The organism is Providencia sp. M-27, from assembly GCF_011077905.1.
GTDB lineage: Bacteria > Pseudomonadota > Gammaproteobacteria > Enterobacterales > Enterobacteriaceae > Providencia > Providencia huaxiensis.
The window spans coordinates 434,339-457,377 of sequence record NZ_JAALBT010000002.1; the positions used below are offsets into that span (position 1 = coordinate 434,339).

Here is a 23,039-nt window from a genome sequence, read left to right on the forward strand (position 1 = left end):
AGTCTAACTATATCAGGTGATGACAATCTGGTATGATTTGCTCAATATCCGTCTAAATGTTTGGAATAATAAAAATATGGTTATTAAAGCTCAAAGTCCGGCCGGTTTCGCGGAAGAGTATATTATTGAGAGCATATGGAACAACCGCTTTCCACCAGGTTCAATTTTACCCGCTGAGCGTGAGCTTTCGGAATTAATTGGTGTGACCAGAACAACCTTACGAGAAGTGTTACAGCGTTTGGCTCGTGACGGTTGGTTAACCATTCAGCATGGTAAACCAACGAAAGTGAATAACTATTGGGAAACGTCAGGTCTAAATATTTTGGAGACACTGGCTAGGCTTGATCACGATAGAGTGCCGCAACTCATTGATAATTTATTGGCAGTACGTACCAATATTGCGGCAATCTTTATTCGCACAGCCTTTCGAAATAACCCAGAGAAATCAATAGAAGTGTTAGCTGGGCGGGAAAAAGTGGAAGATAATTCAGATGCATTCAGTGATTTGGATTATAACATTTTCCGTGGGCTTGCATTTGCATCTGGTAACCCAATTTATGGTCTGATTATTAACGGGTTAAGAGGGCTGTATACCCGTGTTGGCCGCTATTATTTTTCGAACCCTGAAGCGAGGCGCTTAGCGTTGAACTTCTACCAACAATTAAGCCATCTTTGTCGTGAGCAAGCCTATGACCGTATTATGGATTGTGTGCGTACTTATGGAAAAGAAAGCGGAATGATTTGGCATAGTATGCAAAGTAATATGCCTTCAGATTTAGCACAAAGCCGCTAGTTAACTGACATTAATCCCATAAGGCCAGCATGTTGTGTTGTATCAGTATGCTGGTTTTTTATCATTAATCATTGACAGATTTTAGCCAAATAGCCATTGTTCACTTGAATGAAGTGAAAAACCAATCTTTGTTTGTTTATTGGTATTTAATACCATCAAACGTCCTCTTCTTAGTTTAATAAAATAAATTGATTTTATTGGGCGCCTCACGTGAATCGATAGAAAATTCTAAATTAAAAAATAACTAAGAATTCATTTTTTTTATCCTATTGAATTTAAGTTAATTTATTTTTTGTTTGAATTTTAAGCTGGAATTTAATATCGACATGTAAAGAAAATGTGACCAAATTTAAATTTTTTAACTGTATTGTTAAAAGTGTTAATTCACCACATTGGCAAATATTTCCTAGAATATTATCCTAAAAGAAATGGTGCAGACTTTTATTTTGTGGGGAAGCGATGAAAATTCTAGTGTTAGGCGCAGGCGTTATCGGTGTGACAACCGCGTGGTATTTAGCACAAGAAGGGCACGAAGTGCTGGTGGTGGATAGGCAACATGATGTGGCAGAAGAAACAAGTGCCGCCAATGCAGGGCAAGTATCCCCTGGATATGCGACCCCATGGGGTGCACCTGGGATCCCTCTTAAAGCGGTGAAATGGATGTTTGAAAAACACGCCCCCTTGGCGATACGTCCAGATGGCACGTTATTTCAGCTGCGCTGGATGTGGCAGATGTTAAAGAATTGCGATATTCAACATTATGCAATGAATAAAAGCCGTATGGTGCGCATTGCAGAATACAGCCGTGATTGTATTCGTCAATTAAGAGCGGATACAGGTATTGAATATGAAGCCCGCCAAGGTGGTACTTTACAGATTTTCCGTACTGCTGAGCAGTTTGATAATGCAGCCAATGACATTGCGGTCTTACAGCAAGAAGGTGTTCCATACGAATTACTGACATCAAATGAACTAGTTAAAGCCGAACCTGCGTTAGAATTTGTTAAGCATAAGCTTACCGGTGGGCTGCGGTTACCGAATGATGAAACGGGGGATTGCCAGCAATTTACTAAAAAATTAGCCAAAATGGCACAAAACTCAGGCGTTAAATTCAAATTTGGTGGCCATGTTGAGCAGATTTTAACTGAAGGCAATAAGGTGAGTGGCGTCAAAATTGATGGTGAAATTTTGCAAGCGGACCGCTATGTTGTTGCAATGGGCTCTTACTCTACTTCAATACTACAAAGTTTGGTTCAAATCCCAGTCTATCCACTCAAAGGCTATTCATTAACCATGCCGATTATTGATGAGCAGCGTTCGCCAACCTCCACCATTTTGGATGAGACATACAAAATTGCAGTAACGCGGTTTGATGAGCGTATTCGCGTCGGTGGAATGGCTGAAGTTGTTGGGTTTAATTTGAATATACTGAAAAAACGCTGCGAAACATTGAAAATGGTGGTACAAGATTTGTATCAAGGCGGTGGTGACATCGAACAAGCACAATTTTGGACAGGGTTGCGTCCAATGACACCGGATGGTACTCCGATAGTTGGGCCGACTGCATACAGTAATTTATATTTAAATACAGGGCATGGGACATTGGGTTGGACAATGGCTTGTGGTGCAGGGAAACTACTGGCAGATATAATTTCAGGGAATACACCAGAGATAGCGTCTGATGATTTATCGGTATTTAGATATCTTGATGGTTTTAATACCAAGTTGGTTACGCATGGTGATTTAACGCCGGCACGCTAAGTATTTGATGTTTTGGCATCATTGTAATTTTAGAATTAATTAAATGTATTAAGGAATTTAAATGCCGCGCCCAATAAGTGCTGTTATTCATCTACAAAATTTACAACACAATTTGTCTATCGTACGGCAACATGTTGGAAAATCGAAAATTTGGTCAGTTATGAAAGCAGACGGTTATGGTCACGGTATCAAGCAGATTTGGTCAGCGCTGAAAGAAACTGATGGTTTTGGAGTGTTGGATTTTGACGAAGCAATTTTGTTACGAAAAGAAGGGTGGAAGGGGCCAATTCTATTGCTAGAAGGCTTTTTTCAGCCTCAAGACTTGCAATTGATTGATCAATATAATTTAACGACAAGCGTGCATAGTGAGTGGCAATTATTTGCCATTGAGAATGCTCAATTATCATCACCGATTTCAGTCTATATCAAACTAAATAGCGGAATGAATCGCTTAGGTTTTTCACCGAGCGAATACGAAAGTGTAGTACAACGGTTATTTAAAATGCCGAATATACGCCATTTAACGTTAATGAGTCATTTTGCGAATTCAGATACCAAAACAGGTGTTGTAGAACCGTTCCAACAAATTCAACAATTCGAACACTTATCGTTAGAAACCTGTATTGCAAATTCAGGAGCGACATTGTGGCATAAACAAACCCAATATGATTGGGTTCGTACTGGTATTTTGTTGTATGGCGCTTCCCCAAGTGGAAAATCTGCAGATATATTTGGGTTGGGTTTGAAAGCAGCGATGACATTGCAATCAGAAGTGATTGCTATCCATGAAATTCCAGCTGGGCAATCAATTGGTTATGGTAGCCGGTTTATATCAACTAAACCTATGCGTATTGCAACAGTCGCTTGTGGTTATGCAGATGGATACCCTCGGCATGCTGCAAATGGAACGCCGGTATGGTGCAAAGGAAAGCGCTGTGCACTACTGGGGGCTGTTTCGATGGATATGCTGACTATTGATATTAGTGATTGTGACGATGTTAAACTTGGTGAGCGAGTGGAGTTATGGGGGCAAAATTTACCGGTTGATGAGGTTGCACAAGCAGCGGGGACAATTGGTTATGAGCTACTTTGTGCGCTTGCGAAAAGAGTTCCTATTTCTTATGAAAATAAAGTAGAATAAATATTAACCAATCATGCTGAAAATAGTAAAAATTTAGCTTTATGTGTGATTTTGGTTAAGAATGTTTGGATTGCAACTATATTGATATAACATATAGAATGTGATCTATTTCTCATTATTTTTAGGTTAAATATAATATGTCAAAAGCAATTAAATTAACGACACTTGCGATGGCTCTGAGTGTGTTATCTGGGGCCGCATTTGCAGGAACTTGGTCTGTTGGTGGTTCGGTATTAGCGCAGTCAACACCTTATAAAGGAATTAAGAGCCGTGATTATGTCACGCCAGTGCCTATTGTTAATTATGACAGTGAGAATTTCTATTTTCATACATTAGCTGCGGGTTATTATTTATGGAATGATACACAAGACCAGTTATCATTGGATGCTTATTATTACCCACAATTTTTTAAACCTAAAGACAATGATGATAAAGCGATGCGCGAGTTAGACCGCCGCCGTGATACGGTGATGACGGGGCTGACTTATCGTCATAAAGCTGATTGGGGTACACTGAGAACGAATATTTCTGGTGATATTTTAGGTATCAGTAATGGTATTCGTGGTGAGTTTGCCTACCTGTATGGCTTTGAAGGTGACAAATGGTCAATCACTCCAGGTCTGGGTATTAAATGGGATAGTAAGAACCAAAACCGTTATGAATATGGCGTGTCTTCAAAAGAATCACGTAATAGCGGTTTAAAACGCTATAACCCAGGCTCAAGTTGGACACCATACGTTGAGGTGACAGGGAATTACCGCTTTGATGAAAATTGGACGGTATTCGCAATGGGCCGTGTTGACCGCCTGCCAAGTGAAGTGAAAGATAGCCCAATGGTAAATAAAGATGTTTCTGCCATTATGTGGACGGGCGTCACTTACACATTCTAAGTTTGTTATAGAACATTAAATTATTTAGCCCCTGATATCATGATGATTATCAGGGGCTAATTTTATTTATCTAGGAATTTGATGTGCCTAGATCTTATATGCTCAGAATGGATAATTAATCTTGCGGCTTATTATCACGGCTGACCATCACTAATGAAAGGCGAGCAGGGTGCTGCGCATCACTTTTCATTGGGACGTTGATCCTTGCTGTTTCTACACAAACCATCTGTTTGTACCCATTATTTGGCATATCGCCCATACTGCATGATAATTCTGCCCAAGGGTTCCAACAGACAACATCACTATTATGGTAATGGTGAATTTCTATTGTACGGGCCCATCCGTCATCACGTAAGAGGCTGTATTCCTCTGGTTCTGAATAAATACGGTCGGTATGTTTATTAAATTTCAGTGGTTCATTTACATAAGCTTCTTTATCTGCGACTTTATCGAAATAGTGGCCACCTAATCCATATACAGTGGCTTTTTGAATATCGCTGATATTGAAATAACTGTGTAATGCGGCAGTCGTTTCGAAGTCCCCATAACTTTCTAGTTCAAGCTCACATGTTTCACCTAGTTTCATTCGTAGGATCAGGGTGAACTCATGGGGCCATAATTTACGGGTATATTCTGTATCTGTTAATGTGAAGGTTAAAATAACACCATCTTCATGTTCATTATGTGCAGTGAATTGCCAAGGTAGAATTCGTGCAAAACCATGACTAGGACTAGCTACAGGACCAAACCAAGGCCAACAAATAGGAATACCACCGCGGATAGCAACGCCTTCTTTAAAAGCACTCTCTGAACTTAGCCACAAGCAAGGTTTTTGCCCCGCAGGTTGCCAATCAATAAGTTGGGCGCCTTGTAAACTGACGGCCCCACGCACCTTAGGATGCGAGATAACAATGAGTGGAAGCTCACCAAGTTGGCGTTGAGTGATGTAAGCGGAGACTTGTTTGATGACCGGTAATGCAAAAAGTTTATCGTGCATGGTATTAGGCCTGTGTTAATGAAACAGAGTGAATACTCGTCATACATTAAACTGCAGCATTGTTGACGGTGTTCATTCACTTGAATTATTTAGAGTATCTGTCCGGCATACTTAAAGCCGCAGTGAATAGTATTCATTCTAAAATAAGTTGTGTTTATAGCGTATCCAATGAGAGATCAACCATAAGCGATATAGCAGAAAATATGAAGTGTTAATTTGTTATTGGATACGGTACAAAAGAGCCGCCAATTGGCGGCTCAGTTAGACAGATTACACGACAGCTCTTATTTAGAGATGTGAGCGATCAGGTCTAATACTTTGTTAGAGTAACCTGTTTCGTTGTCATACCAAGAAACTAATTTAACAAAGTTGTCGTTCAGTGCGATACCTGCTTTAGCATCAAATACTGAAGTCAGTTTTTCACCGTTGAAGTCAGTTGATACAACGTCATCTTCAGTGTAACCCAGAACGCCTTTCAGCTCGCCTGCTGCTGCTTCTTTGATAGCATCACAGATTTGAGTATAAGTTGCTGGTTTTTCTAAACGAACAGTTAAGTCAACAACAGAAACGTTAGGCGTAGGTACACGGAAAGACATACCAGTCAGTTTGCCATTCAGTTCAGGGATAACTTTACCTACAGCTTTAGCAGCACCGGTTGATGAAGGGATGATGTTTTGAGCAGCACCACGACCACCACGCCAGTCTTTATGAGAAGGACCATCAACTGTTTTTTGAGTTGCAGTTGTTGCGTGAACAGTTGTCATTAAGCCTTCAACGATACCGAATTTGTCGTTGATAACTTTAGCCAGTGGAGCTAAGCAGTTAGTTGTACAAGATGCGTTAGAAACGATTTCTTGACCTGCGTAAGCTTTGTGGTTAACGCCCATAACGAACATAGGAGTATCATCTTTAGAAGGGCCAGTCAGAACAACTTTCTTAGCGCCTGCTTGGATGTGTTTACGTGCAGTTTCATCAGTTAAGAAGATACCTGTTGCTTCAGCAACGACGTCAACACCGACTTCGTTCCATTTCAGGTTTGCAGGATCTTTTTCTGCTGTTACACGGATTTTTTTGCCGTTTACAACTAGGTGACCATCTTTAACTTCAACAGTACCGTTGAAACGACCATGAGTTGAGTCGTATTTCAGCATGTACGCCATATATTCTGCATCGAGCAGGTCGTTGATAGCAACGATTTCGATGTCAGAACGCTCTTGTGCAGCACGGAAAACGATACGGCCAATACGACCAAAACCATTAATACCTACTTTGATAGTCATAGTATTTCCACCAGCTATTTATTCGTGAATTAAGTTGTAGTTAAAGTTACCAAAACCTTGCCAGCCGTCAAGCGGAATCGTGTCAATTATTGAAAAAAATCAATTCTGATACCACCAATTGCTTATTTGTCAGCCACTTCAGCGGCAAATACAGCCGCACGTATTATCGGGATTGTACGGCATAATGAAACCATCTATCAGTGATATATGTGATACGGTTCACAAATCAAAACGGAAAGTAAGATGCTTCTTAGTTTAGAATAGTTTTACAGAAAATGTTGTTAATTTTTTGTTGATTGAAATTGATGTATGATAACCGTTAAACCGTTTAGTCATTTAAATATTTAGGGATGACATGTCAAATAAAGATAACCAACCTATTGATATCTCAAAGTTAAATGAGATGCAGCGTTATGTTACACAACAAGCCGGTACAGAGCCACCCTTTAGTGGTCAATTATTGCATAACCGTAAAGACGGTGTGTACGAATGCTTATGTTGTGGTACACCTTTATTTATGTCTGAGACCAAATTTGATGCAGGTTGTGGTTGGCCAAGCTTTTATCAACCGGTTAATGAAGAGGCCATCAAATACATTGAGGATTTCTCTCATGGAATGCATCGTATTGAGGTTCGTTGTCAACACTGTAATGCGCACTTAGGGCATGTATTTCCAGACGGTCCTCAGCCTACCGGTCAGCGTTACTGCATTAATTCAGCATCATTAAGCTTTATTGATGATGATAGCGGTGAAAAGACACGTGGATAAAGAGCTGAAGGTTGCTGAAGCTATTCTATGATAATAACAAAAACGATTCAGCTTTTAGCTGAGATCGAGAAAAATAAAATAATGTGCTAATTGTGTATTTGAAGGAGCCTTACCGTGAGCGTTGAAGTTAATCCAGAGCAGCTTGAACAATTGTTGGCAGTGATGACCCCCGAAATTTATGAGCGCCTAGTGACAGCAGTTGAACTCGGTAAATGGCCTGATGGGGTGATGTTAACACCGGAACAGAAAGAACATAGCTTACAAATGGTGCTATTGTGGCAGTCACGGAATAACCATGACCCGGAACATATGACGGTAGGGACTAACGGTGAAATTACGATGAAGAGCAAACAAGAGCTGAAAATGTTGTTTCAAGGTGAAATGTTAGCGACCTTGAAACCACAAAACAATGATGAATAACAGCTGCTTTACAAAAAGTTTGGTTATTCAATATGATGCTAAAGGGTGACAGGGTCACTAAAACAAGTTTTCTCAACTGATATGAGAAAACTTGTCAGCAAAGTATGAGCTAATGAAGGTCAGCTAAAGTGATTAACCTTGCGCCTTGCTTTTGCATTTCAGCTAAGGCTTCTTGGCTATCATTGGCCGCTAGGTTAACACCTCTACACCCATCGGCGAGAACATCCACGGAATAGCCTAGTTTTAACGCATCTAATACAGTAAATTTGACACAATAATCTGTCGCAATTCCCATAATAATTAAATGTGAGATATGCTGTTCTTGTAACCATGCGTGCAAACGAGTTTGGCTAATTTTATCGTTATCGAAAAAGGCACTATAACTATCAACTTGAGGGTTTTCCCCTTTGGTGAAAGTTTCACGAATAAGCGATTGGTTTAAATTCGAGTGTAACTGAGCGCCGTGTTCACCTTGTACGCAATGAATAGGCCACCAAACTTGTGTAATGCCGTTTAATTCACCGACTTCACCAATTTGAGTGTTTGAATTAGCAGCGAAGCTAAGGTGTGTCGCGGGATGCCAATCTTGACTTGCAATGATATCTATCCGTTTTTGTTGGCAAATAGCCATTGCTTTATTCGCAACATCAATAACATGTTCGCTTTCATTTACTGCCAATGTCCCGCCAGTGCAAAAATCGTTTTGTAAATCGACTAACAGTAAAGCTGTTTTCATTATGTCCTCAGTATTTTATCTGTTATTCATCAGCATAGCTCAACTCACCGCGTAAATTATTCTGCATTAATTCACGGATCAACGCAGGGGTATAATTTTGGCTAAGTAAGTAGTGCAACTTACTTAAGGCGGCTTCAAAAGTCATGTCATATCCACTGATCACACCAGCTTCAGCAAGGGCGTGTCCCGTGGCATAGCCTTCCATATTAACACGACCAGAAATGCATTGTGTCAGGTTCACCACAATAATTCCTCGGCTCGTTGCTTCGCGAAGTATACGGAGTAATTCAGGTTGCTGAGGGGCATTACCGACACCGTAAGAGCGTAATATTAGTGCCTTAACAGGTTGCTGAAGAATATTGCGAACAATCTCAATTGAGAGCCCAGGGTAAAGTGTAACCACACCGATAGGTTGAGGTGTAATTTGGTGGCTTTTAAATTCACCGATACCAATAGGAGCAGGACATGTATTAAATGTGCGAATATTGATGCCAGCTTCCATTAGTGGTGAGCAGTTAGGCGAGCTAAAAGCATCAAAGCCATCAGCATGGGCTTTAACGGCGCGGTTACCGCGATATAATTTATTATTGAAAAATAGACCGACTTCATTAACGGGGTAGTTTGCCGCTAAATATAATGCATTTAATAGATTCGTTTGCCCATCAGAACGCAATGCCTCTAAGGGTATTTGTGACCCTGTCACTATTACCGGTTTTTTCAAGTTTTCAAACATGAAAGATAACGCAGAAGCAGTAAAAGCCATGGTATCAGTGCCATGTAAGATGACAAACCCATCATAAAGTGGGTAGTTTTCACAAATGTCATCAGCGATAAGCTGCCAATCTTCAGGGGTAATATCAGATGAATCAATTAACGGCTGATGCTCTCGGATCGTAAACTCAGGCATTTCAGGACGGTGAAACTCAGGCATTTGAGCTAATTGAGCTTGTAAGTGACCGGAAACAGGCACATATCCCTGTGGTGAATGGCGCATGCCGATTGTTCCGCCCGTGTAGACAACATAAATTGATTTCTTCTGCATCTGATTACCTAATTTATCCAACTTATCGAAGGAGAGTGATTATCAGGATTTTGACGTATTTGTTAGCGTATTACTATCGTTAACTTACGAATAATTAGATTGATATGAGGTTATTGATGGGGTTATGAGAGAAATCCCCTTCACCGGTTCTGAAGGGGATTTAGCAATCAGTTAATTTCTGCGCAATTTAAGCAAAATGCATAACGGTTTTGCGGGTCATTCATTTTTAAGAAAAATTGAGCTTGCTGGCGGATGTCCGTCGCGACAGCTGGGGGTAAAAATACGTGTAGTACATCGGGCATTACGGCTTGGACGCTAGTTGTTAATTCAAGTAGCAATTGATCCATAAAGGTCAACTCAGGCTTCATCCAATCTAACTTAACATCAGTGAGTTTAGCGAGCTCAGCGGCTTTATCTACCGCATTATCAAAATCACCTAGCTGGTCGACAAGGCCATTTTTAAGTGCATCTTGCCCGATCCACACACGGCCTTGTGCAATTTTATCTATTTCTGCTGGCGTTTTATGGCGAGCTTTAGCAACTAAGCCAATAAATGTTTCATAGCCATTTTCAATAGTGATTTGCATCATGTCAGCAAATTGTGGGCTGATCCCTTTTGTCAAAGAAATATCTGCTAATGGTGATGTTGATACACCATCAGTATATACCCCAATAGAATCTAAGGATTTTTCAAAGGTATTGATCACACCAAATATACCAATTGAGCCAGTCAGTGTGTTTGGACTAGCAATAATATAGTCCGCGGGAGTTGATACCCAATAACCCCCCGATGCTGCCATGCCTCCCATAGAAACCACAACAGGTTTGCCCGCTGCATGGGCAGAAGCCAGTTCACTGCGGATCAAATCAGAAGCACTGACGCTTCCCCCCGGGCTGTTAACCCGTAAGACGATCGCTTTAATATTATCATCAAGGCGAGCATCGCGGATTTGTGCTGCAATAGTATCGCCCCCGGCAATTCCTGCTGTTTGCGGGCCATCCATGATGGCACCTTGAACAACAATCACAGCGATATTGCCGCCTTGATCCGTATTGATATCTGCTATTTTGGCAGAATAATCATAGATACTAATATTATTAAACTGTTTATCTTCTTTATTCCAACCAAAGTGTTTACTGAGTAAATCTTCAACTTGTTCGTTTGTATAAAGTTTATCAACCAACTTTTGTTTTAAAGCATACTGTGCGCTATCGCCTTTGACTGATCGTAATTGTTCTAAAATAGTATCAGCCCCAGGGAAAATTTGTGTACTGGTCGTATTACGGTTTTTGGCGATTTCTGCGAGGTAATTGTTCCAAAGGGCATCTAACCACTGTTTATTGGCTAAACGAGCCTCTGGGGACATATCATCACGCATTAACGGCTCAACTGCAGATTTATAAGTACCGACACGGAAAATATGGCTACTGACTTTGAGTTTTTCTAATAGTGTCTTGTAATACAGACCATTAGTTGCAAAACCATACACCCCAACAGCCCCTTGAGGAGTGAGGTAGATATCATCAGCGTAACTAGCAAGATAGTATTGTGACTGGTTATAACTGTTACCGATGGCGTAAACCTGTTTCCCTGAGCTTTTAAATTCGTTGATTGCTTTACCGATATAAGCTAAAGAGGGTTGATCAGCGCCAACTAAATCATCTAGGCGTAATACCATTCCTGTAATGCGGTCATCATTTGCGGCGGTGCGAATGGTGTCAACGATGTCGAATAGTGAATTCTCTTGCATACGGCTATTTGAAGTACCGAGTAGTTCACGGCTCATACGACCAAATGGGTCTGGAGCAGAAACTTGGTCTACAATAACGCCCTGCAAATCAACATATAAAGCACCAAAATAATTTTTTTCAGGTTGAGTATCTGTTTGGTAAAGGGCAATCGACCCAATAACGACAAAAAATAATACTAAGAAAATGGCGTTGAAAACGAATTCCCTAATAAAGTTGAGTGCTCGCCAGCTAATTCTAAAGATGGTAGCGATGATGTCCCATAGTTGACGCATGTTTTCTCCTATCCTGTATATTTTGCACCACACGGGTGTTGGCTTCTGGTACAAACTATTTTTGGATATCACATAAATATTTCTTTCTACAGCTGGGCTATTTCCGTCTGTAGCACGAATTAACAATAATATGCTCAAAAGCAAATCTGTTACCCGATCATCACTTCGAATGTTTGATATTAAAGTTATATCAATACAATTAGTTGCAATTGCGGGCTATTTTTATGCATAACAAAATTAAGATACGCAAGGTACAATGTTTCAATGATATTTTTCACATATGACAAATGATACAATTCAATGAATTTATAACGTAATTTTACCTAGCGAATCATTGTTATTGTTGTATTAGTGTAAGCGATTTTCCTTTAAGCTTAAACAATAGATAACGTGGGTATAATTATCTAATTGAATGATTATTACATCAGTTTACTCTTAAACGGAGACAATTATGGATGCTCTAACCCTTTTGTTGAACCGCCGTTCAGCTTCTAGACTCACAACACCAGCACCGCAAGGCGAAGAACTTAATAACATACTTGCAGCAGGGATGAGAGCACCTGATCACGGTGCGTTAAAACCGTGGCATTTTGTTGTTATGCAAAATGAGGGGATTAAACGCTTCAGTCAGTTATTAGAAAAAGCGGCAATTGAAGGACAGTTAGGTGCTGAGGTAGAAGAAAAAGCACGCAATGCACCTTTTCGTGCCCCATTAATTATTACTGTGATTGCGAAATTAAAAGACCACCCGAAAGTACCACAATGGGAGCAATTAGTTGCTGCGAGTTGTACTGTGCAGGCGATGCAAATGGCCGCTGTAGCTCAGGGTTTTGGCGGTATATGGCGCTCAGGGGCATGGACAGAAGATGCCGTGGTTCGTGCTGGACTAGGTTGTGGAGATAACGACCGCATTGTTGGATTTCTTTATTTAGGAACACCAGAGCTTAAAGCACCAACAAAAGTACAAGCGCCCGACATGACAGGTTTTGTGTCTCACTTCTAAAGAGAATAATAATGACTGAAAAAATTAGATTAACGCAATATAGTCATGGCGCAGGCTGTGGCTGTAAAATTGCACCGAAAGTATTAGAGCAAATCTTACACACAGAACAAGCAAAATTCCATGATCCACATTTGTTAGTTGGTAATGAGACGAAAGATGATGCCGCTGTTTATGATTTAGGTAATGGAATTGGCATCATCAGCACAACCGACTTTTTCATGCCGATTGTTGACTCCCCGTTTGAATTCGGCCGTATTGCCGCGACGAATGCGATTAGCGATATTTTTGCGATGGGCGGAAAGCCCATCATGGCAATCGCAATTTTAGGCTGGCCAATCGCTAAGCTACCACCTGAAGTGGCTCGAGAAGTGATTGAAGGTGGCCGTGCAGCTTGTGCTGATGCAGGTATTTCATTGGCAGGAGGGCATTCCATTGATGCACCTGAGCCTATTTTTGGGCTGGCGGTTACTGGTGTTGTCAATACGGCATATGTGAAGAAAAATAGTGCTGCAACAGCGGGTTGCGAACTGTTCTTAACTAAACCGCTCGGTATTGGCGTTTTGACAACGGCAGAGAAAAAAGGGGTACTTGCACCTGAACATCAACACTTAGCGGCAGAAACCATGTGCCAAATGAATAAACTAGGGGCGGTTATTGCTCCTTTAGATGGTGTGACGGCGATGACTGACGTGACCGGTTTCGGTTTATTAGGTCATTTAAGTGAGATTTGTGAAGGCTCTAACGTTCGCGCTGAAATTTCCTTTAGTAAAGTTCCTAAATTAGCGGATGTCGAAAAGTATATTGAAGCAGGCTGTGTTCCCGGTGGAACAACTCGTAACTTCGACAGTTATGGTCATTTTATTGGCCCTATGAATGATATGCAGCGCCAGCTACTGTGTGACCCGCAAACCTCTGGTGGCCTACTCATTGCAGTAAAACCTTCCGAAGTCTCTAAAATTAAAGAGATTGCACAGCAGCAAGGTGTTTTGTTACAGTCTATCGGCAAATTATTACCCCATCAGGATAATGTTCCTTTAGTTGAAGTGATAGATTAATTTATGCGTTTGTTTATTGCGGAAAAACCGAGCCTTGCAAGGGCCATTGCAGATGTATTACCCAAACCTCATAAACGAGGTGATGGTTTTATTCAATGTGGTGATGGCCAAACCGTAACATGGTGTATTGGCCACCTTTTAGAGCAGGCTGAGCCGGATGCCTATGAGCCTCGGTACGCACGTTGGAATCTTCAGGATCTGCCAATTATCCCTGATAAGTGGCAGTTGAAGCCCCGTCCCGCAGTAACTAAACAATTAAAAACTATTGAAACATTGCTGAAGCAAGCCTCAATTGTCGTTCATGCAGGAGACCCTGATAGAGAAGGTCAATTGCTGGTGGACGAAGTGCTTGATTTTTTAAAGCTCGCCCCTGAAAAACGCAAAGAAGTAAAGCGTTGTTTAATTAATGACCTTAACCCTCAAGCGGTTGAGCGGGCAATTGACCGTTTAAGAGAAAATCGCGAATTTATTCCTCTTTGTGTCTCTGCTTTAGCAAGAGCACGAGCAGATTGGTTGTATGGCATCAATATGACTCGTGCTTATACGTTATTAGGACAACGGGGTGGGTATCAAGGTGTTCTTTCTGTTGGGCGGGTACAAACGCCAGTTTTGGGGCTAGTCGTTAGGCGTGACGAAGAAATAGAGAACTTTGTTCCTAAAGACTATTTCGAGGTTAAAGCCCATATTGTTACGCCAAAGGATGAGCGTTTTGTGGCGATATGGCAACCAAGTGACTCCTGTATTGATTACCAAGACGAAGAAGGGCGTTTGTTTCACCGACCGCTTGCAGAACATGTGGTATCGCGTATCGAGGGCAAACCTGCCATAGTGACGCAATATCAAGACAAACGCGAATCTGAAATTGCACCGTTGCCTTTTTCTTTATCGTCTTTGCAAATTGAAGCTGCTAAAAAGTATGCGTTGAGTGCGCAAGAAGTATTGGACATTTGCCAACGTTTATATGAAACGCACAAGTTAATTACGTACCCGCGTTCAGATAGCCGCTATTTGCCTGATGAACATTTTGCCGGGCGGCACAGTGTATTGAATGCAATTGCGGTACATCAACCAGATCTTACTGAATTTGAATTGACAGAGTTGGATAAAAAAAACCGGTGTTGGGACGACAAAAAAGTGGATGCCCACCATGCAATAATTCCAACAGCAAAAACGGCAGCAGCAAAGCTAACTGAAAATGAAAGTAAAATTTACCAACTGATTGCACGTCAATATATTATCCAGTTTATGCCTGATGCAGTTTACCGTAAGTGTACGATTGACCTCGAAATTGAAAAGGGTAAATTTATTGCAAAAGCTCGATTTCTTGCTGAAGTAGGTTGGCGAGTTGTTTTGGGTAATAAAGAGCGCGATGCTGAAAATGATGGTATGCCGCTACCCGTTGTGAATAAAAATGATGAGTTGCTATGTGAAAAAGGGGAAGTGGTTGAACGGCAAACACAGCCCCCGCGTCCTTTTACGGATGCGACGTTGCTATCCGCAATGACAGGGATCGCGCGTTTTGTGCAGGATAAAGCATTAAAAAAAGTATTGCGAGAAACGGATGGGCTTGGCACCGAAGCGACAAGGGCAGGCATCATTGATTTACTATTTAAGCGCCAATTCCTCTATAAGAAAGGGCGTTATATTCATTCCTCGCCTGCGGGAAGGGCTCTAATTCATGTTCTACCTGACATGGCGACTTTACCGGACATGACTGCCCATTGGGAATCAGTGTTAACTCAAATTAGTGAGAAACAATCACGTTATGATGATTTTATGCATCCACTAAGTCAAACTTTGATGCAATTAATTCACCATGCGCGCCAGTTTACAAATTTGAGGGCATTTCGAGAGCTGCCGGCCCCATCAGTAAAAACGGGGAAAAAACCAACAAAAACGGGTGAAAAAACGAAAAAGAAAGAAGACTAGTTGAGTCTGGTAAAACAATAAAAGGCGCTTAGAGCGCCTTTTTGCATTAGAACCCGAGATAAAAATTATTTTGTTAGGTCAAATTCAGACCATACAGGTGCGTGGTCTGACGGTTTTTCCATTCCTCTAATATCATAATCAATACCCGTTGCTATACAGCGCTCTGCTAACTTATTTGATGCAAGCAATAAGTCGATACGTAAGCCTCTATTATCATCAAAACCTTTAGAACGGTAGTCAAACCATGAGTAGCAATCAGCAACATCAGGGTTTTTCGCACGGTATGTATCAACTAAGCCCCAGCCTAATAATTTGGCTAACCATTCACGCTCCTCGGGTAAAAAAGAACATTTTCCGGTTTTTAACCAACGTTTGCGATTTACCTCGCCAATACCGATATCAAGATCTGTTGGGCTGATATTCATGTCACCCATAATGAGCAATTGGGACTCAGCAGTTTGTGTTGATGTAATATAATTTTGTAAATCTTGATAAAATTTTTCTTTTGCTGGAAATTTTGTTGGGTGGTCACGGCTTTCCCCTTGAGGAAAATAACCATTCACAACAGTTAATGGGCCACGCTCCGTTTGGATGTCAGCCATGATAATACGACGCTGTGCGTCATCATCATCAGTTGGAAAGCCTTTACGGACAGCAAGAGGCTCATTTTTAGTTAAAAGAGCGACACCATAATGCGCTTTTTGGCCGTGATAAAAAACATGATAGCCGAGCTGACTAACTTCTTCATAGGGAAACATATCATCATGGACTTTTGTTTCTTGTAAGCCAATAACCTCAGGTTGATGTTTTTCGATGATTGCAGCGAGTTGGTGAGGGCGAGCTCGAAGGCCATTGATATTGAACGATATGAATTTCATGGTTTTTTATCACCTAGTTTTATGATTATTATGCTTATTCTACCAGATGGTAGCTGTACTGTAACCCCGCGTAGCATGTTTCAATGATTAGGTTGTTTTATAGTTAGTAATGGCTATGATAAAAACGGTCATGGCATAACTCACTCTTAGAACAATATCAAAATTCAGCGCTCAATATAAATATAATAATAATTTTAGTTAATCAAAAAATATTATTGTTAATTAAATTTATTATGAATGCTAGGGTATAATTTAATATTGAAATTAAATTAATAATTTCAATATTAACTAGTTTTAATTTCATTTAAAGTCAATTGGTTATTTATATTTTAATGTGATTTAATAGTGGAGGCATAAAAAATAATCAATCTAAACAGTATAATATATTGCTTTGTAATGATGGAAATTATAAAAATACTTTTATGAAATATTGTTAATCATTCAATAAAAAATCAAGTTTGATTTTTCATTTTATGAGTTAATTTCTGGGGTGATCAATATAATTATTAATGAGAAAACTAAGTATGTTGATTAACATTTTAATAAACGGAATGGGGTCATAGATATGTTCTTTTCAAGAAAATTAGAGGCGTTTATGGCGGTTGTTGAGAATGGCTCGTTAAGTAAGGCTGCAAGAGTGATGAACCGTACGACACCTCCCATCGCAAAGTCAATCAAAGACTTTGAGACAAGCCTAGGTAAACGGCTTTTTAAACGAGAAAAATTTGGAATGACATTAACTAAGGATGGCCAAGAACTTTATAACGATCTAAGAGATCTTTATTTACAGGAGAAGGAAATAACAAAAAAACATTTTTCAGGTTATATAATCAATGAGGCTAATATTTATTATGACTGGGGGAAGGAAAATCATTTAATTAATTTATATCAATCAGCACATCAAAATAATGTACAAGTAAATATATTAAGGTTTAATTATGACGAAGTAGATGAAATTGTCGATTATGATGGGAATACTCTTATACTTAGTTCAGAACAGGTAGTTAGTGAGCGATTTTCATTACAAAAAATAATAGAAAACTCACCATTAGGTATTTATTGCAGAAAAGAACTGTATGAAAAATTTCATTATGACCTGGTTACATTATTACAAAAAAGTACATGGCTATGTGATCCTGCATTTTATAAAAGTTCATTGATGAGTGATTTATTGGCAAAAATTGAAACGGTTGATAATAAAACAAGTGTAAGACAAATGGATAATATCGGCTGTTGCCAAAGTTTCATTCAAGAGGGTGATTTTATTGGCATTATAGACCATTATCCAGAAGAAGAGTTGATTGATAAGTCATTGATTTATATATCACTGAACAAAATTTTGGGGAAAAGTGTGTGTTATATCTATAAATCAAAATCACACTCAAGTGTGTTAAATCGTTTTATGGGGGTTGTTGACAAACTAGGAGGTGAAATCAATTAGATGGTGGTGGGAGAAGGATTCGAACCTTCGAAGTCTGTGACGGCAGATTTACAGTCTGCTCCCTTTGGCCGCTTGGGTATCCCACCAGATTTTGAATTGCTGTAATCGTTGACAGCGGGCGGCATCATATCAAATGACGCGCCGCTGTAAAGCATTAATTTTCAATAAAATGGCTGTTTGCTGTTTTTTTATTCTTAATGCGTGTTAAATCAACAAAGTGTTGTTAAATAAGCCACTACGTTGGCTTATAAAATAATGGTGCGATTACCATAGACAAATACACGTTGAGCTAAAACCCAATAGAGTGCATGGCTGAGGACATTTTTTTCGACATCACGCCCTGCACGCATCATATCATCCGCTGTGAATGTATGGTCTATATTAATTACATTCTGCGTAATGATTGGTCCTTCATCGAGGTTGTCATTGACAAAGTGCGCGGTCGCTCCAATAATTTTTACGCCACGCTCATAAGCTTGGTGGTAAGGGCGGGCACCAATAAACGCGGGCAAAAATGAGTGATGAATATTGATAATTTGGTTTGGATAATGCTGCACAAATGCAGGCGTTAATACGCGCATATATTTAGCTAACACAACATAGTCAGGCTGATATTGGTCAATCTGCGCTGTCATTTTTTCGTCATGTTGTTCGCGAGTTAGGCCTTCATGGCTAATATGGTGGAATGGGATATCAAATTGTTCGACTAAGTTTTTTAGGGTGTCGTGGTTTCCAATAACCGCTGCAATTTCAACATCCAAACCATCATAAGCACTTTTCATGAGTAGATCGCCCAGACAATGAGCTTCTTTTGTCACCATAACGACAATACGACGTCGACCTGCTGTATTTAATTCGCGTTGAGATCCAACCGGTAATGCATCATCAAGGTCAGCTAATAATGTCTCATCGTTGAAAATACCCTCTAGCTCAGTTCTCATGAAGAAACGGCCGGTGTGGTGATCAACAAACTCATTATTTTGTACGATATTGAGTTGGTGCTTATAGCAAATATTGGTGATTTTCGCGATTAATCCTTTCGCGTCAGGGCAAATTGTCCTGAGAATTTTCTTCTGTACAATTTTGTGTTGCATGAAACAGCCTAATCCTTAACTAACAAAGCGATATAAAAAAGAAAATGACGGATTGAGTATTGCATGTGTCTTATTAGACAGATATCAAATAAAGGGTGATTAGTTTGGATGCCCACACTTTTTATATTTTTGACCAGAGCCACAAGGGCACAAATCATTACGACCAACTTTGGGAGTAATGCCGTCTATATAAAACCAACACGAATCCATCTTAATAAAACGCGAACGTTCATGAATAAGCTGCTTATGATCAGCTTTTTCATCAATAAAGCAAGCCGAAAATTCGACATAAGCTTCATTAGGATTTTTGGCATAAGAAGAACTAATAACACGAAGGCCAAGCCACTGTGTCTTCGAGAAACTATTTACAATTTCTTGATACCACTCTTGGGCATGGCAATCAGGGTGCCATGTTTTAATCAGATAATCGGCATTTTGCTGTACATAAGCGCTATATCTTGAGCGCATAAGCTGCTCTGGCGTCTGTGGGATCGATTTTTCTTGCAAAAAAGGGGCACAACATTGTTCAAATTGTGCTTCGTTACCACAGTAACACTTATCTTCTGCTTGAGATTTCATAACACTCCCTATAAAAATAAGTATAAGATTGAAAAATCACTATACTTAAATGATGGTGAATAAATGATTTTATCGTATGAATAATTGTATTGTTAATTAAACCAGGCTTTTGCAGTAGGTATCTTATGAAAAATAGAAAAGTACTCATAATAGAAGACGAAATCACCTTCTGTACAATTTTAAAAAACTACCTAGAAACACTGGGTATTGAGATCTATACCGCAGATAATGGTCAATTAGCAATAGAGATGTTAACAATAGACCGTATCAACCCTGATATCATTCTATGTGACTTAAGCATGCCGGTCATGAATGGTGAAGCATTTATGAGAGAGCTCGTTTCTCGCAATATCGATATTCCAGTCATTGTGATCACAGCAACAACAGATTTTACTCAGTTAGATAGAATGTTTCGTTTAGGGGCTAAGGATGCTTTATTAAAGCCAATAAAAAATTTAGATGAAGTTAAAGTGACACTCCTTTCAGCACTGTACCCTGAGCAAAGTAACCTAACAGAGTTGATTGACGAGGAAATTCATCAAATTTCTACATTAATGCAAGATCATACCCAAGATATGTTAGCGGTATTGAAACAGTTACAACCGCCAGTACACCAAATTATAAATAATTATCGAATTAACTATCGTCAACTTAATGAGGCTAGCCGATTTGGGTTATTATTAGACCTAGCGCCTATTTCAGATAGCCAAATAGGGTTCTACTGCATTGACACTGAACGTTCTCCCCAAGAAGGTATTATGGCGGCTTTTTTGATTCGAGTTGTGTTTAATGACCTTTTAAAAAGTGCGGTAAGCTACCCAGAAAAAAAACTACCGAATATTGACAGGATCATTAATCAAATAAATTATTTACTGGAGGATTCGGGGTTTAGTGGGCAATTTCCTCTATTATTAGGGTATTTTAATACACAGAATAAATCGATTATTATGGCGAGTGCGGGCTTAGAAGCGGAAATAACGACAGAGAATACACATGTTAAGTTACCTAGAAGCCTTCCTTTAGGCACGCTAAAATTTTATCAATCTAATCACTTAGAGGTAAAAGGAAATGCTTGGCAGTGTTTAATTCGTAATAATAGTCAGAAAATAAAGCTTATGTTTAATCCCGAAACATAATTAATGCCTAAAATGCATACTCCTGTAATCTAAATACCCCTATTCGGACTCGTCGCTATTTATTCATGAATATTTCCTGATATACTTCTGCGCACTTAAAATGCCTCTTGGTACTTTAGTGAAATTAGAGAGGCTAAGATGATATCTGGAGTGATAAAAATGACACAGCGCAAGGTGCGTAAAGCGGTAATCCCTGTTGCAGGTTTAGGAACTCGTATGCTTCCTGCAACAAAAGCTATTCCAAAAGAAATGTTGCCAATAGTCGATAAGCCTCTGATTCAATATGTTGTTAACGAATGTATTGCGGCTGGGATCAATGAAATTGTTTTAGTGACCCATTCATCGAAAAATTCCATTGAAAACCACTTTGACACAAGCTTTGAATTAGAAGCTATTTTGGAAGCGCGTGTTAAACGCCAGCTATTGGATGAGGTTCAATCTATTTGTCCAAGCCACGTAACGATTATGCAAACACGCCAAGGAATAGCGAAAGGGTTAGGGCATGCTATTTTGTGTGCTAAGCCGTTAGTCGGTGAAGAACCTTTTGCGGTTATTTTACCCGATGTCATTTTAGACCGTTACAGTACAGACTTAACCAAATTTAATTTGCGTGAAATGCTAGAGCAATATGAGTCTACAGGAGCAAGTCAGATTTTAGTTGAGCCAGTACCAGAAGAAGATGTCTCTAGCTATGGTATTGTGGATTGTAATGGTGAAATGTTAGCGCCAGGGGATAGTAAAAGAATTATCCGTATGGTTGAAAAACCAAAACGTGAAGAGGCTCCATCTAATTTATCTATTGTTGGCCGTTATGTTTTATCTGAAAAGATTTGGGATGCATTAGCTAAAACAGCACCAGGTGCTGGAGATGAAATACAATTAACTGATGCCATTGCATTAATGATGGAAAATAATGAACCAGTAGAAGCCTACCACTTATGTGGTAAAAGTCATGACTGCGGAAATAAGCTAGGTTATATGAAAGCGTTTGTTGAATATGGAATGCAACATGATGCGCTGGGAGATGATTTTACCCAGTGGTTGAAAGAATTATCAGTATCATTGAATTCAGCAAAATAAAATTCCACAATGAATTTTTATTAAAGGCTAACTTAATTTGTTAGCCTTTTTTATGCGTGAAAAAATAATTACTAACAATAGATATCAAATATTAAGGGGTATCGCTCTGATTTCGGCTGTTTTAGCCTGTACATCCTATAAGTGTATAGGGTGTAAAAATTAACAAACAACCTCATTACATAAATAAAATCACTGAACAATATTTAAATTTATCTAATTAAGCTTACATATCTTTACTACATATTTTTATTTATCATGATTATTTGTCGATAGCGTAATACGCCGCAAAAGCTTAAACAGGGCAGTTAATTGAAGTAGAGGGCAGTAGTTATGAGGCTTTCGTGCTGAAGGGGGAGTTATAATAGCTAAGCACCTTTTCTTATTACAGGTTAATATAAAATAATATATAAAGCTTTAAAATAAAAACACCCTTATAAAAGGGTGTTTAGAATACATGTTGAGGCGATTAGATTAAGAAATCATCTAAAGATTTGCCTTGTTCTTCAATGGCAACTTTGATTACAGCTGGAGTACGGCCTTGGCCTGTCCAAGTTTTAGTTTCGCCATTTTCATCAACATATTTGTATTTAGCTGGACGTGCAGCACGTTTAGCACGGGTGCTAGTGCTTTTACCTGAGTCCATTGTTTGCAGAAGGTCATTTAAATCGACGCCTTGCTCAAGGATCATTTCACGAACTTTTTCCAATTTACGGTTACGTTCTTCTAATTCCGCGCGAGCTTGGCTCTCTTCATCACGACGTTCTTCAACAACGACGGTTAATTTTTCCAGCATTTCTTCTAAAGATTCTAAAGTTACTTCGCGAGCTTGAGCACGAAGAGTACGGATGTTATTTAACGCTTTTAATGATTCGCTCATTTTCCTGGTCTCAAATTATTAGTTGGCATGTGTACAGTAATAATAGAATGCTATTTTAAATTCTGCAATAGCTAAATTACTTCCTTAGTTTAAAAGTAATCTTTAGCGATTGCA

21 protein-coding genes and 1 tRNA gene are annotated in these 23,039 nt (G+C 39.5%); 12 read left to right on the forward strand and 10 right to left on the reverse strand.

From position 1 onward, the window contains the following. The first annotated feature begins 76 nt into the window (after positions 1–76). The 4 genes from fadR (at position 77) to G6Q48_RS05420 (ending at position 4,585) form a co-directional block, all read left to right on the forward strand. Complete coding sequence (fadR, locus tag G6Q48_RS05405; protein ID WP_102138732.1) at positions 77–793, forward strand: fatty acid metabolism transcriptional regulator FadR; 717 nt, start codon at positions 77–79, stop codon at positions 791–793. Positions 794–1,252: 459 nt separating this feature from the next. Further along, complete coding sequence (locus G6Q48_RS05410) at positions 1,253–2,554, forward strand: D-amino acid dehydrogenase (RefSeq protein ID WP_102138667.1); 1,302 nt, start codon at positions 1,253–1,255, stop codon at positions 2,552–2,554. A gap of 61 nt (positions 2,555–2,615) precedes the next feature. Further along, a complete protein-coding gene (gene alr, locus G6Q48_RS05415) occupies positions 2,616–3,695 on the forward strand; it encodes an alanine racemase (RefSeq protein WP_166264871.1) in 1,080 nt (359 codons plus the stop codon). 137 nt (positions 3,696–3,832) lie between these two features. Continuing rightward, positions 3,833–4,585, forward strand: a complete 753-nt coding sequence (locus G6Q48_RS05420; RefSeq protein ID WP_102138665.1) for a MipA/OmpV family protein — start codon at positions 3,833–3,835, stop codon at positions 4,583–4,585. 115 nt (positions 4,586–4,700) lie between these two features. Here the strand turns inward: G6Q48_RS05420 and G6Q48_RS05425 are convergent, their stop codons facing one another. Together G6Q48_RS05425 and gapA are read right to left on the reverse strand one after the other, a co-directional pair. After that, positions 4,701–5,582, reverse strand: a complete 882-nt coding sequence (locus tag G6Q48_RS05425; RefSeq protein WP_102138664.1) for a D-hexose-6-phosphate mutarotase — start codon at positions 5,580–5,582, stop codon at positions 4,701–4,703. 284 nt (positions 5,583–5,866) lie between these two features. Next, entirely contained in the window at positions 5,867–6,862 is a 996-nt protein-coding gene (gapA, locus tag G6Q48_RS05430; RefSeq protein WP_004911198.1) for a glyceraldehyde-3-phosphate dehydrogenase, read from the reverse strand. Between the two features lie 355 nt (positions 6,863–7,217). On the opposite strand from gapA, the gene msrB reads away from it, so the two are divergent. Next, on the forward strand, positions 7,218–7,631 hold the full coding sequence (msrB, locus tag G6Q48_RS05435) for a peptide-methionine (R)-S-oxide reductase MsrB (RefSeq protein WP_102138663.1): 414 nt from the start codon (positions 7,218–7,220) through the stop codon (positions 7,629–7,631). Between the two features lie 114 nt (positions 7,632–7,745). Further along, entirely contained in the window at positions 7,746–8,051 is a 306-nt protein-coding gene (locus G6Q48_RS05440) for a YeaC family protein (protein WP_102138662.1), read from the forward strand. A gap of 109 nt (positions 8,052–8,160) precedes the next feature. Here G6Q48_RS05440 and pncA read toward each other — a convergent pair whose 3' ends face one another. From pncA to sppA, 3 genes are all read right to left on the reverse strand, one after another. Beyond that, positions 8,161–8,787: a bifunctional nicotinamidase/pyrazinamidase gene (gene pncA / locus G6Q48_RS05445; RefSeq protein WP_102138661.1), complete on the reverse strand. Its 627-nt coding sequence runs from the start codon at positions 8,785–8,787 to the stop codon at positions 8,161–8,163. A 22-nt stretch (positions 8,788–8,809) separates the two neighbouring features. Next, entirely contained in the window at positions 8,810–9,829 is a 1,020-nt protein-coding gene (ansA, locus tag G6Q48_RS05450; RefSeq protein WP_166264873.1) for an asparaginase, read from the reverse strand. A gap of 167 nt (positions 9,830–9,996) precedes the next feature. Next, a complete protein-coding gene (gene sppA, locus G6Q48_RS05455) occupies positions 9,997–11,853 on the reverse strand; it encodes a signal peptide peptidase SppA (protein ID WP_102138659.1) in 1,857 nt (618 codons plus the stop codon). Between the two features lie 451 nt (positions 11,854–12,304). Between sppA and G6Q48_RS05460 the strand changes: the two genes are divergently transcribed. From G6Q48_RS05460 to G6Q48_RS05470, 3 genes are read left to right on the forward strand one after another with little or no spacing between them, the layout of a single operon-like run. Next, positions 12,305–12,856, forward strand: a complete 552-nt coding sequence (locus G6Q48_RS05460; protein WP_166264875.1) for an NAD(P)H nitroreductase — start codon at positions 12,305–12,307, stop codon at positions 12,854–12,856. A gap of 11 nt (positions 12,857–12,867) precedes the next feature. Beyond that, positions 12,868–13,911: a selenide, water dikinase SelD gene (selD, locus tag G6Q48_RS05465; protein WP_166264877.1), complete on the forward strand. Its 1,044-nt coding sequence runs from the start codon at positions 12,868–12,870 to the stop codon at positions 13,909–13,911. A 3-nt stretch (positions 13,912–13,914) separates the two neighbouring features. Continuing rightward, positions 13,915–15,840 (forward strand): DNA topoisomerase III, encoded by a 1,926-nt coding sequence (locus G6Q48_RS05470; RefSeq protein WP_166264879.1) that lies wholly within the window; start codon positions 13,915–13,917, stop codon positions 15,838–15,840. 65 nt (positions 15,841–15,905) lie between these two features. Here the strand turns inward: G6Q48_RS05470 and xthA are convergent, their stop codons facing one another. Further along, positions 15,906–16,718 carry an exodeoxyribonuclease III gene (gene xthA / locus G6Q48_RS05475; protein WP_102138655.1) on the reverse strand — a complete coding sequence of 271 codons (813 nt, stop codon included), beginning with the start codon at positions 16,716–16,718 and terminating at the stop codon, positions 15,906–15,908. 565 nt (positions 16,719–17,283) lie between these two features. Between xthA and G6Q48_RS05480 the strand changes: the two genes are divergently transcribed. Next, positions 17,284–18,159 carry a LysR family transcriptional regulator gene (locus tag G6Q48_RS05480; RefSeq protein ID WP_166264881.1) on the forward strand — a complete coding sequence of 292 codons (876 nt, stop codon included), beginning with the start codon at positions 17,284–17,286 and terminating at the stop codon, positions 18,157–18,159. Between the two features lies 1 nt (position 18,160). Here G6Q48_RS05480 and G6Q48_RS05485 read toward each other — a convergent pair. From G6Q48_RS05485 to G6Q48_RS05495, 3 genes are all read right to left on the reverse strand, one after another. Beyond that, positions 18,161–18,245: transfer RNA gene (locus tag G6Q48_RS05485), tRNA-Tyr, on the reverse strand. A gap of 159 nt (positions 18,246–18,404) precedes the next feature. Then, complete coding sequence (gene purU / locus G6Q48_RS05490) at positions 18,405–19,253, reverse strand: formyltetrahydrofolate deformylase (protein WP_102138653.1); 849 nt, start codon at positions 19,251–19,253, stop codon at positions 18,405–18,407. A gap of 99 nt (positions 19,254–19,352) precedes the next feature. Then, positions 19,353–19,832 (reverse strand): YchJ family protein, encoded by a 480-nt coding sequence (locus G6Q48_RS05495; protein ID WP_102138652.1) that lies wholly within the window; start codon positions 19,830–19,832, stop codon positions 19,353–19,355. A 125-nt stretch (positions 19,833–19,957) separates the two neighbouring features. Here G6Q48_RS05495 and rssB point away from each other — a divergent pair, with 125 nt between their 5' ends. Both rssB and galU read left to right on the forward strand, forming a co-directional pair. Beyond that, positions 19,958–20,968: a two-component system response regulator RssB gene (gene rssB / locus G6Q48_RS05500; protein ID WP_102138651.1), complete on the forward strand. Its 1,011-nt coding sequence runs from the start codon at positions 19,958–19,960 to the stop codon at positions 20,966–20,968. 159 nt (positions 20,969–21,127) lie between these two features. Next, complete coding sequence (gene galU, locus G6Q48_RS05505; RefSeq protein ID WP_102138650.1) at positions 21,128–22,048, forward strand: UTP--glucose-1-phosphate uridylyltransferase GalU; 921 nt, start codon at positions 21,128–21,130, stop codon at positions 22,046–22,048. A 466-nt stretch (positions 22,049–22,514) separates the two neighbouring features. On the opposite strand, the gene hns is transcribed toward galU, so the two are convergent. Then, entirely contained in the window at positions 22,515–22,925 is a 411-nt protein-coding gene (gene hns, locus G6Q48_RS05510) for a histone-like nucleoid-structuring protein H-NS (RefSeq protein WP_004254106.1), read from the reverse strand. Between the last annotated feature and the right edge of the window lie 114 nt (positions 22,926–23,039).